This is a genomic window from Actinotalea alkalitolerans (genome assembly GCF_023369855.1).
Lineage (GTDB): Bacteria > Actinomycetota > Actinomycetes > Actinomycetales > Cellulomonadaceae > Actinotalea.
Map to the genome: position 1 here is coordinate 60,283 of NZ_JAMBPP010000008.1, position 17,066 is coordinate 77,348.

Annotated in this window: 17 protein-coding genes; 11 read left to right on the forward strand and 6 right to left on the reverse strand. The window is 73.9% G+C overall.

The features are described from left to right. Positions 1–105 precede the first annotated feature (105 nt). The 6 genes from M1R94_RS11425 (at position 106) to M1R94_RS11450 (ending at position 6,811) form a co-directional block, all read left to right on the forward strand. Entirely contained in the window at positions 106–372 is a 267-nt protein-coding gene (locus M1R94_RS11425; RefSeq protein WP_249381827.1) for a response regulator transcription factor, read from the forward strand. A gap of 291 nt (positions 373–663) precedes the next feature. Continuing rightward, positions 664–3,294 (forward strand): nitrite reductase large subunit NirB, encoded by a 2,631-nt coding sequence (nirB, locus tag M1R94_RS11430; RefSeq protein ID WP_249382001.1) that lies wholly within the window; start codon positions 664–666, stop codon positions 3,292–3,294. Then, positions 3,291–3,770: a nitrite reductase small subunit NirD gene (gene nirD / locus M1R94_RS11435; RefSeq protein ID WP_249381828.1), complete on the forward strand. Its 480-nt coding sequence runs from the start codon at positions 3,291–3,293 to the stop codon at positions 3,768–3,770. Before nirB ends, nirD begins: the two co-directional genes overlap by 4 nt. Then, entirely contained in the window at positions 3,767–4,966 is a 1,200-nt protein-coding gene (gene cobA, locus M1R94_RS11440) for a uroporphyrinogen-III C-methyltransferase (protein WP_249381829.1), read from the forward strand. Before nirD ends, cobA begins: the two co-directional genes overlap by 4 nt. Further along, the gene (locus tag M1R94_RS11445) at positions 4,956–6,077 is read left to right on the forward strand and encodes a uroporphyrinogen-III synthase (RefSeq protein WP_249381830.1); all 1,122 of its coding nucleotides are present in this window, start codon (positions 4,956–4,958) and stop codon (positions 6,075–6,077) included. Before cobA ends, M1R94_RS11445 begins: the two co-directional genes overlap by 11 nt. After that, positions 6,074–6,811 carry a sirohydrochlorin chelatase gene (locus M1R94_RS11450; RefSeq protein WP_249381831.1) on the forward strand — a complete coding sequence of 246 codons (738 nt, stop codon included), beginning with the start codon at positions 6,074–6,076 and terminating at the stop codon, positions 6,809–6,811. Before M1R94_RS11445 ends, M1R94_RS11450 begins: the two co-directional genes overlap by 4 nt. Before the next feature lie 30 nt (positions 6,812–6,841). On the opposite strand, the gene M1R94_RS11455 is transcribed toward M1R94_RS11450, so the two are convergent. From M1R94_RS11455 to M1R94_RS11465, 3 genes are all read right to left on the reverse strand, one after another. Further along, positions 6,842–8,458, reverse strand: a complete 1,617-nt coding sequence (locus M1R94_RS11455; protein ID WP_249381832.1) for a sensor domain-containing diguanylate cyclase — start codon at positions 8,456–8,458, stop codon at positions 6,842–6,844. 88 nt (positions 8,459–8,546) lie between these two features. Then, entirely contained in the window at positions 8,547–9,350 is an 804-nt protein-coding gene (locus M1R94_RS11460) for a CPBP family intramembrane glutamic endopeptidase (protein ID WP_249381833.1), read from the reverse strand. 43 nt (positions 9,351–9,393) lie between these two features. Then, positions 9,394–9,777: a winged helix-turn-helix transcriptional regulator gene (locus M1R94_RS11465; protein WP_249381834.1), complete on the reverse strand. Its 384-nt coding sequence runs from the start codon at positions 9,775–9,777 to the stop codon at positions 9,394–9,396. Positions 9,778–9,889: 112 nt separating this feature from the next. Here M1R94_RS11465 and M1R94_RS11470 point away from each other — a divergent pair, with 112 nt between their 5' ends. The 5 genes from M1R94_RS11470 to M1R94_RS11490 all read left to right on the forward strand — a co-directional run bounded on the left by M1R94_RS11470 (position 9,890) and on the right by M1R94_RS11490 (position 13,709). After that, positions 9,890–10,756 (forward strand): SDR family oxidoreductase, encoded by an 867-nt coding sequence (locus tag M1R94_RS11470; protein WP_249381835.1) that lies wholly within the window; start codon positions 9,890–9,892, stop codon positions 10,754–10,756. A 139-nt stretch (positions 10,757–10,895) separates the two neighbouring features. Beyond that, positions 10,896–11,627 carry a hypothetical protein gene (locus M1R94_RS11475; RefSeq protein WP_249381836.1) on the forward strand — a complete coding sequence of 244 codons (732 nt, stop codon included), beginning with the start codon at positions 10,896–10,898 and terminating at the stop codon, positions 11,625–11,627. A 59-nt stretch (positions 11,628–11,686) separates the two neighbouring features. Further along, on the forward strand, positions 11,687–11,959 hold the full coding sequence (locus tag M1R94_RS11480) for a transcriptional regulator (protein WP_249382002.1): 273 nt from the start codon (positions 11,687–11,689) through the stop codon (positions 11,957–11,959). Then, positions 11,956–12,930, forward strand: coding sequence for an ABC transporter ATP-binding protein (locus M1R94_RS11485; protein WP_249381837.1), 975 nt, complete (start codon positions 11,956–11,958; stop codon positions 12,928–12,930). The genes M1R94_RS11480 and M1R94_RS11485 overlap by 4 nt, the downstream gene beginning before the upstream one ends. After that, complete coding sequence (locus tag M1R94_RS11490; RefSeq protein ID WP_249381838.1) at positions 12,927–13,709, forward strand: ABC transporter permease; 783 nt, start codon at positions 12,927–12,929, stop codon at positions 13,707–13,709. The genes M1R94_RS11485 and M1R94_RS11490 overlap by 4 nt, the downstream gene beginning before the upstream one ends. Positions 13,710–13,753: 44 nt before the next feature. Here M1R94_RS11490 and M1R94_RS11495 read toward each other — a convergent pair whose 3' ends face one another. The 3 genes from M1R94_RS11495 to M1R94_RS11505 form a co-directional block, all read right to left on the reverse strand. Then, on the reverse strand, positions 13,754–16,246 hold the full coding sequence (locus M1R94_RS11495; protein ID WP_283253292.1) for a heavy metal translocating P-type ATPase: 2,493 nt from the start codon (positions 16,244–16,246) through the stop codon (positions 13,754–13,756). Positions 16,247–16,308: 62 nt separating this feature from the next. Then, complete coding sequence (locus M1R94_RS11500) at positions 16,309–16,545, reverse strand: heavy-metal-associated domain-containing protein (RefSeq protein WP_249381839.1); 237 nt, start codon at positions 16,543–16,545, stop codon at positions 16,309–16,311. Positions 16,546–16,639: 94 nt separating this feature from the next. Beyond that, on the reverse strand, positions 16,640–16,921 hold the full coding sequence (locus M1R94_RS11505; RefSeq protein ID WP_249381840.1) for a metal-sensitive transcriptional regulator: 282 nt from the start codon (positions 16,919–16,921) through the stop codon (positions 16,640–16,642). Positions 16,922–17,066 lie beyond the last annotated feature (145 nt).

Consider the following 17,066-nt stretch of genomic DNA (forward strand, 5'->3'; position numbering starts at 1 on the left):
GCTGCTGGTCGGGCGATCCCCGTCGGCCCTGGGCCCATCCGCGGGGCGTCCCGTCACGAACCACACCCGTCACCCCTGTCCCCGCGCGCCCGGGAGGTCCGCCGCATGTCCACGACCGAGATGCTCCGCCCTCGCCGCGCTGGTCCCGCGGGGGCGTCCCGGCTCACCCGTCGCGAGGTCGTGGTGCTCAGGCACCTGGCCGAGGACGCGACCCTGCAGCAGATCGCCGCCCGCCTGTTCGTGTCCCGGAACACGGTGAAGTCCCAGGTGCGCAGCCTGTACCGCAAGCTCGGGGTGTCTCGCCGTACGGAGGCCGTCGCCTGGGCGCGGAGCTCGGGTGCGGTCCCGGTCCGGACGGTGCCCGACCGGTAGCCGGCGCCGTTCTCACACCACCCGACGGACCGGTGTGCGAGAACTGTTGCCCAGGGGTAACTCCCGGGTACCGCCGTGGGAAACACGGGCTCCCTAGCGTCGAGGTGTACGGCCCGCCCGGGGTCGGCTGCACCTGGAGGACGACGATCCATGGACACCAGCCCGCGCGAGGACTCCCCTGACGAGCTCGCCCCGCCGACCACAGGCCCCGTCGACGGGGTGATCGGGGAGTTGACAGAGCCGAAACACCCCGGCCCCGCCACGGAAACTCCCGGCACCTACCGTGCTGGGATGGGGGCGAGCAGGCATCTGGTGGTGGTCGGTGGCGGCATGGTCGCCCACCGCCTCGTCGAGGCGCTCCGCGACCGTGACGACGCCGGCACCTGGCGGGTCACCCTCTACGCCGAGGAGCCCCGCGCGCCCTACGACCGTGTCGCCCTGACCAGCTACTTCTCGGGCCGCGACGCGAGCGACCTCGCCCTGGGCACCCCCGACCTGTGGGACGACCCCCTGGTCCACCTGGTCCGCGACACCCGGGTCACCGAGATCGACCGTGCGGCCCGCACCGTCACCACCGTCCGCAACGGCGGCTCGGGACCCACCGCGGTCGAGCCCTACGACGCGCTCGTGCTGGCCACCGGCTCGTACGCGGCCGTCCCGCCGATCGAGGGCAGCGACCTGCCGGGCGTCTTCGTCTACCGCACGATCGACGACGTCGCCGCGCTGCGCGGCTGGGTCGAGGAGGCCGCCGCCCGCTGGAAGCGACCCGTACGCGGCGCCGTCGTGGGCGGCGGGCTGCTGGGGCTCGAGGCCGCGGGGGCGCTCCAGGCCCTCGGCGCGCAGAGCACCGTCATCCAGTTCGGCCCCCGGCTCATGCCGCTCCAGGTCGACGAGGGCGGTGGCGAGGCGCTGCGCCGGCTGATCAACGGCAAGGGCGTGGCCGTCCGCCTCAACACCTCGACCACCCGCATGCGCCCGGGGCGCGACGGCAAGGTCCGGCGGATGGACTTCGCCGACGGCGGGCGGCTCGACGCCGACGTCGTGGTCCTGGCCACCGGGGTGCGCCCGCGGGACGAGCTCGCCCGGGCCGCGGGCCTGGACGTCGGGGAGCGCGGCGGCGTCGTGGTCGACGCCGGCTGCCGCACCGCCGACCCGCACGTCTACGCGGCCGGTGAGGTCGCCTGCATCGACGGCGCGGTGCACGGCATCGTCGCCCCCGGCTACGCCATGGCCGAGGTGGTCGTGGACCGCCTGCTCGGTGGCCAGGCCGTGTTCCCCGGGGCCGACACCGCGACCAAGCTCAAGCTCTCCGGGGTCGACGTCGCGAGCTTCGGTGACGCCTTCGCGACCACCGAGGGTGCCCTCGAGCTGGTGCACGCCGACCCGGTCGCCGGGATCTACACCAAGCTCGTGCTCTCCGACGACGCCAAGACCCTGCTCGGCGGGGTGCTCGTCGGTGACGCCTCGGCCTACGCGTCGCTGCGGCCCATGCTCGGCCGCGCGCTGGACGGTGACCCGGGTGCCTACCTGCTGCCCGAGGGCGCGGGCTCGGCCGGACGCCCCGCCACCACGCTGCCCGACGACGCCACGGTCTGCTCGTGCAACAACGTCACCGCCGCGACCGTGCGCGGGGCCGTCACCGAGCACGGCTGCACCGACCTCGCCGCGGTCAAGGCCTGCACCAAGGCCGGCACGAGCTGCGGGTCCTGCCTGCCGCTGGTTAAGAAGCTCGTCACCACCGAGCTCGAGAGCGCGGGCATCACGGTCAGCAAGGCCCTGTGCGAGCACTTCGACCTGTCCCGTGCGCAGCTCTTCGACGTGGTGCGGGTCACCGGGCTGACCACCTTCAGCGAGATCCTGACCAAGCACGGCCGGGACGGGCTGCCGCAAGGCGCTCGCGGGTGCGACATCTGCAAGCCCGTCGTCGCCTCGATCCTGGGGTCCCTGGACACCGGGCACGTGCTCGAGGGCGAGACCGCGACCTTGCAGGACACCAACGACCACGTCATGGCCAACCTCCAGAAGGACGGCTCGTACTCGGTGGTCCCGCGCATCCCGGGAGGTGAGGTCACCCCCGAAGGGCTGATGGTCATCGGGCAGGTCGCCAAGGACTACGGGCTCTACACCAAGATCACCGGCGGTCAGCGGATCGACATGTTCGGCGCCCGCCTCGAGCAGCTCCCCGAGATCTGGGGCCGGCTGGTCGACGCCGGCTTCGAGTCGGGCCACGCCTACGGCAAGTCCCTGCGCACCGTGAAGTCGTGCGTCGGGTCCACCTGGTGCCGCTTCGGCGTGCAGGACTCGGTGGCCCTGGCCGTCGAGCTCGAGCTGCGCTACCGGGGGCTGCGCTCGCCGCACAAGTTCAAGCTGGGGGTCTCGGGCTGCGCCCGCGAGTGCGCCGAGGCCCGTGGCAAGGACGTCGGCGTGATCGCGACCGACAAGGGCTGGAACGTCTACGTGGGCGGCAACGGCGGCTTCACCCCGCGTCACGCGCAGCTGCTCGCCGAGGACCTCGACACGCAGACCCTGGTGCGCACCATCGACCGGTTCCTCATGTACTACATCCGCACCGCCGACCGCCTGCAGCGCACCGCCCCGTGGGTCGAGGAGGTCGAGGGCGGGCTCGAGGGCGTCCGGGCCGTGGTCATGGACGACAGCCTGGGCATCGCCGCGGACCTCGACGCCGCCATGGCCCGTCACGTCGACCTCTACCAGGACGAGTGGAAGGCCACCCTGGAGGACCCCGAGAAGCTGCGGCGCTTCGCGTCCTTCATCAACGCACCGACCACCCCCGACCCGTCGCTGGCCTACGTCGCCGAGCGCGGGCAGGTACGCCCCGCCACACCCGAGGAGCGGCTCGCCTCGAGCGACGGCTCCGGCCCCGTGCTCGTCGCGGGCACGACGTTGGAGGTCCGGCGATGACCACGACAACCACCACCCCGAGCAGCACCACCCCGAGCGTGCCCGTCGTGCTGGGCACCTCGAGCGACGCCGTCGGCTGGACCACGGTCTGCCACGTCGCCGACCTCGTGCCCGAGCGGGGGGCCGCGGCCCTGGTCGACGGCCAGCAGGTCGCCCTGTTCCGCCTCGCCGACGGCACCGTGCGCGCCGTGCAGCAGCTCGACCCGTTCAGCGGGGCGCACGTGATGTCCCGGGGCATCGTGGGCAGCCGGGGCGACGCCCCCACGGTCGCCTCACCCATGTACAAGCAGGTCTTCGACCTGCGCACCGGGCGGTGCCTCGAGGCCGTGGGCCGTGAGCCGGTCGACCTGCGCACCTGGCCGGTGCGGGTCGAGGGCGGGCTGGTCATGGTCGCCGTGCCGGTCACCCCGAGCGCACCGGTCGCCGCGGTGGCCGTCACCGTCGTCGACCCGGCCGACGACGAGGTGACCCCGTGACCGCCCTGCTCGGGGTCGAGCTCACCGGGCGGCGGGTCGTCGTCGCCGGGGGTGGCCCCGTCGCGGCCCGCCGGGTGCAGGCCCTGCGGGTCGAGGGCGCCGACGTCCTGGTGGTCGCCCCCCAGCTCTGCGAGGAGCTCGTCGAGCTCGTCGAGGACAGGGTGGTCCGCTGGCGCTGCGGGGAGGTCGCCGAGCACGACCTGGACGACGCCTGGCTGGTGCACACCGCGACCGGCGACCGCGCCGTGGACACCCAGGTGGCGACCTGGGCCGAGAGCCACCGCACCTGGTGCGTCAACGCCGGCGAGGCGACCACCGGCACCGCCCGCACCCCGGTCACCACCCGCACGGGCGACCTGCTCGTGGGCGTGGTCGGCACCGGTGCCCCGGACCCGCGCCGCAGCCGCGCGGTGCGCGACCACCTGGCCGAGGTGCTCCGCTCGGGCGAGGCCGACCTGCGCCGTCGTCGGCCCGGGCCGGGACGGGTCGTGCTGGTCGGGGGCGGCCCGGGGGCCGTCGACCTGCTGACCCTGCGCGGCCGTCGCGCCCTGGCCGAGGCCGACGTCGTGGTCACCGACCGTCTGGGACCCACCGCGGTGCTCGAGCAGCTGCACCGTGACGTCGAGGTGATCGACGTCGGCAAGACCCCCGGGCACCACCCCGTGCCGCAGGACGAGATCAACCGGATCCTGGTCGAGCGCGCCCAGCGCGGGCAGGTCGTGGTGCGGCTCAAGGGCGGCGACCCGTTCGTCTTCGGCCGAGGCGGCGAGGAGGTCATCGCCTGCCGTGACGCCCAGGTCCCGGTCGAGGTGGTCCCCGGGGTGAGCAGCGCGCTCGCGGTCCCGGCGGCCGCGGGCATCCCGCTGACCCACCGCGGCGTCACCACGAACTTCCTGGTCATCAGCGGTCACGAGGGGCTCAGCGCCGCGGCGCGCCAGGTGCTCCAGGACGGGTCGACCCTGGTGGTGCTCATGGGGGTGTCGTCCCTGCCCGGCCTGGTCGCCGAGGCTCTCGGGTGCGGGGTCGACCCGGCCCTGCCCGTCGCGATCGTCGAGAACGGCGCGACCCCCGAGCAGCGGGTCGTGCGGGCCCGCCTCGACGAGGTCGTCGCGGCCGCGACGGCCGCCCGGGTGAAGGCACCGGCCGTCATCGTGCTGGGCGAGGTCGCGGCAGAAGGGCTGCTGGATGGCTGCTGACCACATCAGCCAGACCATGGCCGGGTGCGTGGTGCTCGTCACCGCCGACCGGCGCTCCTCGGAGCTGCGCGCCGCCCTCGAGCGCCGTGGCGCGGTGGTCCGTCACGCCGCGGCCCTGAGCATGGTGCCCCACACCGACGACGCGGCCCTGGCCGCGGGCACCCGTGCGGTGATCGCCGACCCGCCCGACATCGTGGTGGTCACCACCGGCATCGGGTTCCGCGGCTGGATCGAGGCCGCCGACGCGGTGGGCATCCTCGACCCGCTGCACGAGGTCCTGGGTCGCGCCCGCATCGTGGCCCGCGGGCCCAAGGCCCGGGGGGCGATCCAGGCTGCCGGGCTCCAGGCCGACTGGGTCGCGGAGTCCGAGACCTCTGCCGAGATCGCCGAGGTGCTGCTGGGCGAGGGGGTCGAGGGGGTGCGGATCGCCGTCCAGCACCACGGTGCTGGCTCGGACGGGCTCGACGACGCCTTCCGGGCCGCGGGCGCCCACGTGCAGAGCCTGGTCGTCTACCGCTGGGGTCCCCCGCCCGACGCGGCCGCGGTCGAGGCCTCGGTGCGCGCCGCCGCGGGCGGGGAGATCGACGTGGTGGCCTTCACCTCGGCGCCCGGCGCCGCGGCCTGGCTCGAGGCCGCCGAGCACGCCGGGGTGCGCCCCGCGCTGCGTCGGCGCTTCACCGGAGGGGGTCTGCTCGCGGCGGCGATCGGCCCGGTGACCGCCAAGCCGCTGCGCGACGCCGGCATCGAACCCCTCATCCCCGACCGTGGTCGGCTCGGCTCGCTGGTCCGGGCGCTCGTCGCGCACTTCGACGAGCAGCGCACCCAGGCCCTGACCACGGTCGCCGGCCCGTTGCAGGTCCACCGCGGCGCGGCCGTGCTCGACGGCCGGGTGCTCGCCCTGTCGCCCTCGGGGCTGGAGGTGCTGCGCCTGCTCTGCGAGGCCGGGGGAGACGTCGTCGGCCGCGCCGAGGTGCTCGCCGCCCTGCCCGGCACCTCCCTGGACCCGCACGCCGCCGAGGTCGCGATCGCCCGCCTGCGTGAGGCGACGTCCAAGGACCTGATCCGTACCGTGGTCAAGCGTGGCTACCGACTGGAGGTCATCCCCCGATGACGACCGCACCTGTGCTCGTGGCCTGCTCGCACGGGACGCGTGACCCGGCCGGGCGCGCCACCATCCACGCCCTGCTCGAGGGCATCGCCCGCGCCCGCCCCGACCTGGACGTCCGTGAGGCCTTCGTGGACGTCCAGGAGCCCGAGGTCGCCGACGTCGTCGCCCAGGCCCAGCGAGAGCTCCGGCCCGAGCCCGGGGCCGCCTCCGGGGCGGGGGCCGGTGGCGACGAGGCCACGGAGGTCGTCGTGGTGCCGCTGCTGCTCTCCGCGGGGTTCCACGTGCACGTGGACATCGCCGCCGCCGTGCAGGACGTCCGGGCGGTGGCCACCGGCCCGCTGGGCCCCGACCCGCGGCTCGCGGAGATCCTCGCCGACCGGCTCGCCGAGGCCGGGGCCACCGACGACGACGCCGTGGTGCTCGCGGCAGCCGGGTCCAGCGACGCGCGCGCCGCGGCCGACGTCGAGCAGGTCGTCGCCCGGCTGCAGGCCGGGCGGCGCGGACCGGTCAGCATCGGGTACGGGTCGGCGAGCCACCCCCGGGTGCCGGTCGCGGTGGCCGCGGCGCGCGAGGCGGGGGCCCGCCGCGTGGTCGTGGCCTCCTACCTGCTCGCCCCCGGCTACTTCCACGACCGGCTCGCCGAGGCCGGGGCGGACCTCGTCACCGCACCGCTGGGACCCGACCCGCGGCTCGTGCAGATCGCGGTCGACCGGTACGAGGCGGCGCTCCGGTCGTAGGGCGGCGCAGTCCCAGGACCGCCCGGCGGGTCAGCGGTCGGCCTGGTCCGCCCCGGTGCCGGGAGCGGAGGCGCCGGAGCGGCGCCGGGCGTTCTTGACCAGGTACATCGAGGCGTCCGCGGCACCGAAGAGGCGGTCGGCGTCGGCGGCCGGGTCGGTGGTCAGCGAGAAGCCGATGCTCGCCCCCACCCGGGCGGGGCCGGCGGCGAGCGGGACGGGCTCCTCGACCGCCCGCACCAGCCGCTCGACGATGCCGCGCACCTCACCCTCGTCGCGGATCTCGGTCAGCAGCGCACCGAACTCGTCGCCGCCGAGCCTGGCCAGGTGGTCGTGGGTGCGCAGGGCGCTGCGCAGCCGTCGGGCGACCGCGACGAGGAGCTCGTCACCGGCCTGGTGACCCAGGGTGTCGTTGATCGCCTTGAAGTGGTCCAGGTCGATGAAGAGCATGGCGATGGCCGCACCGGGACCTGCCTGCGGCAGCGAGCCGGTCAGGCGTCGCAGCAGCTCGCCGCGGTTCGGCAGGCCGGTCAGGTCGTCGTGGGCCGCGGCGTGGGCCAGGCCGTCCTGGGCCAGGAGCCGCTCGGTGATGTCTCGTTGGTCGACCACGACCCCCTGCACCAAGGGGTCGGCGAGCAGGTTGTGCACGGTCCACTCGTACCAGCGGCGCTCGAGGCTCGCGTGGACGACCAGCACGTCCAGGCTGACCTGAGCCCCCGAACCCACCGAGACGAGCTCACGCAGCTCGTTCTCGACCTCGGCGCGCTGCTCGGGGTCGACCAGGTCCAGCAGCCTGCGGCCCAGCATGCTGTCCGCGGAGTGGCCCATGGCGCGCCCGACCGCGGGGCTCACGTAGGTCAGGACGCCCTGGGCGTCGCTGACCGTCAGCACGTCCGTCGAGCTGTCCATCAGGGCACGCAGACGGGCCTCGGTGCGGGCCAGCGCGTGCGCGGCGGCGTCGCGCTCACCGACCGAGCGGCCGATCGCGGCGATGCCGGTCACCGCGAGCAGCAGGATCCACACGGCGCCCACGTGGCTGGCTGCCGAGGGCAGCACCGAGGGGACCCAGCCGAGCTGTGTGGCGACCTGCACCAGCACGGTCCCGGCGACCGTGACGGCCACCGCCGGTCGCCAGGTGCGCGGGCCCGACCGCTCGACGTGGACGACCGCGATGAGGATCGCCGTGGCGGGCAGGGTGAAGCCCCAGCCGGCGACCGTGACCAGGGTGCCGAAGGTCACGAAGCTCAGCACGAAGCGCAGCACCGGTCGGTTGTCGACGCGACCACCACCCACGCGGCGCTGGATGTCCTCGCTGGTCAGCAGCGCGGCGAGCGGCAGCAGGAGGGTGAGCACCGGGACCGGGCCCTGGACCAGCCCCTGCGACTCGAGCCAGGTGAAGAACGGGTACAGGGCGACCACCGAGAGCACGGTGGCGAGCCCGGTGCGGAGGTAGTGCCGCGGGGGTCGGTCGGGCGGTGCGACGTCGGCGAGGAGGGGGTCGGGCTGCCTGCTGCGTCGCGGTCGGCGTCGTCGCTGCTCGCTCGGGCGGTCGACATGACGACGTTCGACGTGACGACGTTCGACATGACGGGGCTCGACGTCCCGGTCGTCCCGGTCCGGCCTCGAACCCCCCCGAGAGTTCTCGATCATGTGACGCCCTTGTCTGGTCCGCGTGCTCACCGTACACATCGGCCGGACCGGTGCGGCGTTGATGCAAAGGACTCGCGGGAGATACCCGTCAGGCCAGGCCGAGCATCTCGAGCCACTCCTCCGGGAGCGTCGCGTACCCGACGAACGCCACCACGTCCAGGGTGGTGTGCGCGACCACCAGGGGCATGACCCGCCGTCGGCGCAGGTAGTACCAGGAGAAGACCAGCCCCATCACGACGTTGCCGATCGCCATGCCCGGGCCCTGGTACAGGTGGTACGCACCGCGCAGCAGGGCGCTGGTCACGACCACGGCGGGTACCGACCAGCGCAGCTCGAGCAGCCGCTCCATGAGGTAGCCGACGGCCACGACCTCCTCGAGCAGGGCGTTCTGCAGCGCGGCGAGGATCAGCACCGGGATGGTCCACCAGTAGGCGTCGAGCCCGGCGGGGTTGACCTGGACGTTCAGGCCCAGGGCGCGGCCCAGCAGGTAGAACGCGATGCCGGGGAGGCCGATCAGGGCGGCCAGGCCGAGCCCCACGGCGAGGTCCCGCAGCGGGCGGGTGCGGTCCAGCCCGATGCGACGCACGGCGCTGCGCCCGTGCGCGGAGAGCAGGTAGAGGGCCAGGGCCACCGGCACCAGGGCGAAGCCGATCGAGAGCAGCTGGTAGGTGAGGTCCAGGTAGGGGCGGGGGGAGCGGGTCGGGTTGAGCGTCGCCGACTGCTGGGCGAGCGGCACGTCCACCGTGTACCGGGCGTAGAGCCGGACCATCGCGTACACCGCGGACTGGCCGAGCGACAGACCGAGGATGATCCACACCTCGACCTGGAGCCGACGTCGCGAGCCGGTCGGGACGACGTCGTCCGCGGGGGGAGGGACGGTCTCGGGGGCCACGGGGACACGGTACGGGAGGGTGCCGGCGGCTCCTCGCCCGGCCTCAGGGTGCGGGGGTGTCCCCGACGATCTCGTCCGCGTGGGCCGCGACCCAGACGACCAGCGGCAGCAGGTGCGCGGTGAGCTCGCGGCCCAGCGGCGTGAGGGAGTAGTCGACACGTGGGGGGATCGAGACCGCGGCCTCGCGGTGCACGAGGCCGTCGCGCTCGAGGGTGCGCAGGGTCTGGGCGAGCATCTTCTCGGTGATGCCCTCCACGGTGCGCCGTAGCGCGCCCCAGCGCAGGGTCTCCTCGCTCAGGGCCACGAGGACCAGCACCCCCCACTTGCTGGTCACGTGGTCGAGCACCACGCGGCTGGGGCAGCGGGCCGGCAGCACACCGTCCGGTGCGAGCAGCTTCAGCGGGCTGACCTCGTTACTTACCGTCATGTGCGTACCTTACCCAGAAGTGGGTACCCGCTGAAGGGAACGTAGCGGACGAGTGTCGGGTTGTGACGTGAGCCGACGCGCCACCCGGGCGCGCGGCGATCGTGGAGGAATCATGAGCGTCGTCGTCACCGGAGCCACCGGACACCTGGGCCGCCTGGTCGTGCAGGACCTGCTCGCTGCGGGGTACCCGGCCCAGCAGATCCTCGCCGCTGGACGTGACCAGGGGCGTCTCGCGTCCCTCGCCGATCTCGGTGTGCGGACCGCCGCCATCGACCTCGACCAGCCGCCGACCCTCGTCGCCGCGTTCGAGGGCGCGCAGACGGTGCTCCTGGTCTCGGGCAGCGAGATCGGCCGACGGGTCGCGCAGCACGGCCACGCGATCGAGGCGGCCCGGACCGCCGGCGTGCGACGCGTCGTCTACACGAGCGCCCCGCACGCCGACACGAGCCCGCTGATCCTGGCCCCCGACCACAAGGCGACCGAGGAGCTGCTCGCGACATCCGGCCTGGTCACGGCCGTCCTGCGCAACGGCTGGTACACCGAGAACTACCTGCCGGCCCTCGAGCAGGCCCGGGCCACCGGCGAGATCGTCAGCAGCGTCGGCTCCGGGCGGGTCGCGAGCGCCTCGCGCGCCGACTTCGCCGCCGCGGCCTCGGTCGTGCTGCGCACCGACGGGCACGACGGCGCGGTCTACGAGCTCTCGGGCGACGTCGCCTGGGACCAGGCGGACCTTGCGGCGGCGGTCGCCGAGGTGGTCGGTCGACCTGTGGTGCATCGCGACGTCACGCCGGCCGAGCACCTGGCGATCCTGCTCGAGGCAGGGCTCGACGAGGGCACCGCCGGGTTCGTGGTCGCGCTCGACGGCAACACCCGCGACGGGCTGCTGGCCGAGACCAGCGGGGACCTGTCCCGGTTGATCGGGCGGCCCACCACGCCGCTGGTCGAGGGGCTGCGGGCGGCTGTGGGGGCCAGCGTCTGAAGCGTGGAACGGCGGTCGTGGAGGGGCGCGGTCCTCGGATCTCGGGGCACGTCGTCGCGGCGAGGGTTGACGCCAGACACTTTGCGCTGCAAACTCAAAGTAGTTTGCAGCGCAAAGCCACTCGTCCTCTGGAGCCCGCATGTCGCAGGAACCCGTCAACCCCTCGTCCGACCTCGCCGCCCGAGCCCCCCACGACCCTGCCGGCGACGCACCGGAGCCAGGCACCCCCCACGACCCGGCTGACGACGCCCCGCTGGATCCCGTCGCGAGCGCAGCGCTCATCGTCGACCAGCGGCGCCGGGTCGAGTCCGCGACCGACGTCGACGGCCGCCTGCTCTTCGGGGTGTGGGGCGTGGCCTGGCTGCTCGGCTTCGGCCTGCTGTGGTCGGTGTCGCGCGACGAGCCGCTGCTCGACCTGAGCATCGGGATCGCCCTGGCGATCTTCACGGCCCTGCTCCTCTCGGCCGTCGTCATCACCACCATCCACACCGCGACGCGCAGCGTGGGGGTGAGCGGCGCCTCGGCCACCCAGGGGGCGATGTACGGCTGGGCCTGGTTCCTCGGCTTCGGCGGCATCGGCGCCCTCGGGTACGCCCTGGGTCGCCTCGACGTCGAGCCGGCGACGCTGTCGACCGTGATGACCGTCGCCTCGACCCTGCTGGTCGGTGCGCTGTACATGGCCGGTGGTGCCATCTGGCAGGACCGCAACCAGTTCGCCCTCGGCGCGTGGATCGCCCTGTCCTCGATCGCCGCGGCCGTCGTCGGCTTCCCGCACCTGCTGCTGCTGATGTCCCTCGCCGGAGGTGGCGGGATGCTCATCGGTGCGGTCGCCGAGGCCGCCCGCAGGCGCCGACGCGGGGCCCTGCGGTGAGCCCGACCACGAGCGAGCCGCTCGACCCCCTGATCCACACCCAGGCACGGCTGCGCATCATGACGACGCTGACTGCCCTGCCCCCCGGTGACCGGCTGAGCTTCCCCCGGCTGCAGCAGCTGCTCGACGCGACCGCCGGGAACCTCTCGACCCACCTGCGCAAGCTCGAGGACGCCGGCTACGTGACCACGACCAAGGGCCACCAGGGCCGGGTGCCGTCCACGCACGTCGAGGTCACCCGGGCCGGGCGGCGGGCCTTCGAGGACTACACCGACCAGCTGCGGGCACTGCTCGCACCACCCACCACCACCACCTCGTCGGAGGACCGATGACCACCACCCGCGAAGCCGTCCCCCAGGGCGACCGTGACGCTGACCGTGACGCTGACCGTGACCGCAGCACCGACCTCCGGGTCGTGACCCTCGACGGCGTGACGCGTCGCTTCGGGGAGACCGTGGCCCTCGACGACGTGAGCCTCGAGGTCCGCGCCGGTGAGCTCGTCGGTCTGCTCGGACCCAACGGCGCGGGCAAGACCACCCTGATCAGCCTGGTCAACGGCCTGCGCCGCCCCGACTCGGGCACCGTCCGGCTGTTCGGCGGCGACCCTCGCGACCCGTCCTCACGGACCCGGCTCGGCACCACACCGCAGGAGTCGGGCCTGCCGCCGACGCTCCGGGTCGGCGAGGTCGTGGACTTCGTCGGCCGGCACTTCCCCGACCCGATCCCCACCGGCGAGCTGCTCGAGATGTTCGGCATCGCCGACCTGGTGCGACGCCAGACAGGTGGACTCTCGGGCGGGCAGAGGCGCCGCCTCGCGGTCGCGCTGTCCCTGGCCGGCCGACCCGACCTGGTGCTGCTCGACGAGCCGACCACCGGGCTGGACGTCGATGCCCGGCACGCACTGTGGCAGGCCCTGCGCGAGTACCACGCGCGCGGCGGCACCATCGTGCTGACCAGCCACTACCTCGAGGAGGTGCAGGCCCTCGCCGAACGGGTCGTCGTCGTCGACCACGGTCGGGTCCTGGCCGACGACACCCTCGACGCCATCCTCGGACGGGTCGGTCTGCGGCGCGTCACCCTCCGCCTGCCCGACGACGCCGCACCCGCTGCCTGGGGGCCCTCGGTGACGCAGCACCACCGCACGCCCGACGGTACCCACGAGCTGCTCACCGCCGACGCCGACCAGCTGGTCCGCGAGCTCGTCGGCGCCGGCCTGCCGTTCCGTGACCTGACCATCCAGGGAGCCACCCTCGAGGAGGCCTTCCTGGCCCTGACCACCACCACCCGGGGGACCGTCGCATGACCACGCTCACGAGCACCGCCGGGCCGGCCCGACTGGCACGCCTCACCCTGCTGCACACCCGCTACCAGCTGCTCGAGACCGTGCGGGTGCCGATCGCGGTGATCGGCAACCTGGTCTTCCCGGCCCTCGCCCTGGCCTTCTTCGTGCTGCCCCAGCGGGCCGTGGCCGCCGACCCGGTCGCCGCCACCCAGGCCGTCTCCCAGCTCGCGCTCTTCGCGGTGATCTCGACCTGCATCTTCACCTACGGGGTCGGGGTCGCCGAGGACCGCGCCCAGCCCTTCGACTCCTACGTGCGGACCCTGCCGGGCGGGCCGGTGCCACGACTGGGCGGACGGCTCCTCACCGGCGGGGTGTTCTCGCTGGTCTCGCTGCTGCCGCTGGTGGCCATCGGCGCCCTGTTCACCAGTGCGTCGATCAGCCCGGTGCGGCTGGTCGCGGGCGTCGTCATGGTGCTGCTCGGTGCGCTGCCGTTCCTCTTCGGGGGGCTCGCGATCGGCTACGCCCTGACCTTCAAGGCCGCCCTGCCCGTGGCCCAGGTGGTGCTCTTCCCGATGGCCTTCCTCGGTGGGCTCTTCCTGCCCCCGCAGATGTTCCCCGGGTGGCTCGACACGCTCTCGGGGTTCGTGCCGACCCGGGCCGCACGAGACGTCCTGGTGCACGTGACCACCGGGTCGGGCGCCACGGTGTTCGACGTCGTCATGCTCGTGGCCTGGACCGTGGTCCTCGCTGCGCTCGCGGTCACCGCCTACCGCCGTGACGAGGGGCGGCGGTTCCACTGACGAGGCGAGGGCGCGCCCTCAGGTGAAGCGGCGAGGGCGCGCCCTCAGGTGAAGCGGCGCAGCCGCAGGGAGTTGCTCACCACCAGCACCGAGCTGAACGCCATCGCGGCCCCCGCGATCATCGGGTTGAGCAGGCCCAGCGCCGCGAGCGGGATCGCCGCGACGTTGTAGAAGAAGGCCCAGAACAGGTTCTGCTTGATCACCCGCAGCGTCCACCGGGACAGCCGGATCGCCTGACCCGCCGACCGCAGGTCACCGCGGACCAGGGTGATGTCGGCGGCCTGCATCGCGACGTCGGTTCCGGTGCCCATCGCCAGACCCAGACCGCGGGTGCCCGCCTGGGCCAGCGCGGCGGCGTCGTTCACGCCGTCACCGACCATGGCCACGACCCGGCCCTCGGCCTGGAGCCGCTCGACCGCGCGCACCTTGTCGGCCGGCAGCACCTGGGCGATGACCTCGTCGATCCCCACCTGGGCCGCGACCGCGCGGGCCGCCCCCTCGTTGTCGCCGGTGAGCAGCACGGGGCGCAGCCCGAGCCGGCGGAGCTCGTCGATGGCCTCGCCCGAGGTCGCCTTGACCGGGTCGCGCAGCACCAGGACCCCACGGGCGGCGCCGTTCCACGCGGCCATCACCGCCGTCGCGCCGTCCGCCTCGGCGGCCTCGAACGGCCCGTCGAGCGGCGTCGTGTCGACACCCTGCTCGCGCAGCCAGGTGGGGCGCCCGACCATGACGCGTCGGCCCAGGTCGATCCCGCTGTGCGCGGTCCGCACCACGCCGACCACCCCACGCCCGGGCTCGTTGGCGAACTCGGTCACCTGCTCCGAGCCGATCACCACGCCGTCCTCACCCACGGGTGCACCGGGTCGGGTCGGGTCGAGCTCGTCGGCCGTCGCGGCGATCGCGCGGGCGATCGGGTGCTCGCTGAGACCCTCGACGGCCCCCGCGAAGCGCAGCACCTCGTCCTGCGTCGGGCCGCCGTCGGCGACCAGCACGTCCACGAGCTGCATCCGGCCCTCGGTCACCGTCCCGGTCTTGTCGAGCACCACGGTGTCGACCCGGCGCGTGGACTCCAGGATCTCCGGGCCCTTGATGAGGATGCCCAGCTGCGCACCACGCCCCGTGCCGACCAGCAGCGCCGTGGGGGTGGCCAGGCCCAGGGCGCACGGGCAGGCGATGATCAGCACCGCGACCGCCGCGGTGAACGCCGCCTGGACCCCGCCGCCGACCAGCAGCCAGACCACCAGGGTGCCCAGGGCGATCAGGGTTGCGATCGGCACGAAGACCGCCGAGATCCGGTCGGCGAGGCGCTGGACGGGTGCCTTGCCGGTCTGCGCCCGCGCGACCAGCCGGCCGATCTGCGCGAGCATCGTCTCCTCGCCGACCCGGGTGGCCTCGACCACCAGGTACCCCGAGGTGTTGACCGTCGCCCCGGTCACCTGGTCCCCCGGGCCGACGTCGACCGGCACCGGCTCACCGGTGAGCAGCGAGGTGTCCAGCGCGCTCGTGCCCTCCAGGACGACGCCGTCGGTCGCGACCTTCTCCCCGGGGCGCACCGCGAAGACCGACCCGACGGTCAGCCGTGAGACCGGGACGCGGGACTCGGTGCGCCGCCCGTCATCTCCGACGCTGAGCAGCGCGACGTCGGTGGCGCCGAGCGAGAGCAGGGTGCGCAGCGCGTCACCGGCCCGTCGTCGTGACTTGTGCTCGGCGTAGCGCCCGGCCAGCAGGAAGGTGGCGACAACGGCCGCGACCTCGAAGTACAGCTCGGGGGTCTCCATGGCACCGTGCGCCCCGGCCCGCGGGAACAGCGTGGGCTGCATGCGCATGCCGATCTCGCCCGCCCCGCCCAGCAGGACGGCCCACAGCGACCACAGGGTCGCCGAGGTGACACCCAGCGAGACCAGGGTGTCCATCGTCGAGGAGCCGTGGCGGCCGGCCCGGAAGGCGGCCCGGTGGAAGGGCCATGCGGACCACGTCACCACGGGCAGCGCGAGCACGGTGACGACCCACTGCCACCCCGGGAACTGCAGCGGCGGGATCATCGAGAGCACCGTCACCGGGACGGTGAGGATCGCCGCGACGATCAGTCGTCGGCGAAGGTCGGCCCCGCGGTCGCGCTCGGGGGCGCTGGTGTCCTCGACCGGTTCGCCGTCGGCGCCGGTCGCGTCGAGGGTGCCGTCGCCCGAGGACGCGGCGCCGCCTGCGGGGGACGTCGCGGAGCTGTCGCGCAGGATCGTCGCGGAGTACCCCGCGGCCTCGACCGCCTTGACCACCAGGGCCGTGTCGACGTCCCCGGTGAGCTCGACGTGAGCCGACTCGGTCGCCAGGTTCACCGTCGCCGTCGCACCCTCGACCCGGTTGATCTTCTTCTCGACCCGCGCCACGCACGACGCGCAGGTCATGCCGCCGACGGCGATCTCGAGGGTGCCGACGGCGGCGCGACCGTCCGGGATGGCGGGCGTCCCGGCGCCGGATGGGGCGGCCGGGGTGGTCGGCGTCGGTCGAGGGGTCACGGTGGGCTGCTGCTCACGGTTCATCGGTGGATCCGTCGTCTCGGTGGAACGGGGTGGTGCGGACCGGGTCGGTCAGAGGAGGTCGGTCACAGGAGCGAGCGCGGCGGTGCGATCGCGTAGCCCGCCTCGTCGATCGCCGCGGCGATGTCCTCGTCCGAGAGCGGCTCGGTCGCGGTGATCGTGACCCGCGAGGTGCCGGTGGTCTGGAGGTCGACCGCGACGTCGGTCACGCCGGGCAGCGCGGTGAGCTCCTCGGTGACCGACCGGACGCAGTGGCCGCAGGTCATGCCGGAGACGTCGATCGTGACGGACTGGGTGCTCATGGGAAGTGCCTTCCTCTGGGTGGTGCTCGGGGGTCGTGCTCGGGAGTGGTGCTCGGGAGTGGTGCTCGAGGTGGTGCGCAGGGCTCGTGCGCGGTCAGCTGCGGACGAGGCGGGCGATCGCGTCGGCTGCCTCGCGGACCTTGGCGTCGCCCTCGTCCTGGGAGGAGCGCGCCGCGTCGACCACGCAGTGGCCCAGGTGGTCCTCGACCAGGCCGAGGCTGACGGCCTGGAGGGCCTTGGTGACCGCGGAGACCTGCGTGAGGATGTCGATGCAGTACACGTCCTCGTCGACCATCCGCGCGATGCCGCGCACCTGGCCCTCGATGCGGCGCAGCCGCTTGAGGTAGTCGTCCTTGCTGCCGCTGTACCCGGCCATGTGCCCTCCTATGGTCTTGCCAGAGACAACACCATACCCCCGGTGGGTATTTCGGCTCTGGGACCTCCGGTAGGTCGGGGGGACCGCGACGGTCCGGTGCGCGCCCGTCGACCGGTCAGCCGTCGCTGGTGCGCGGCGCGGGACG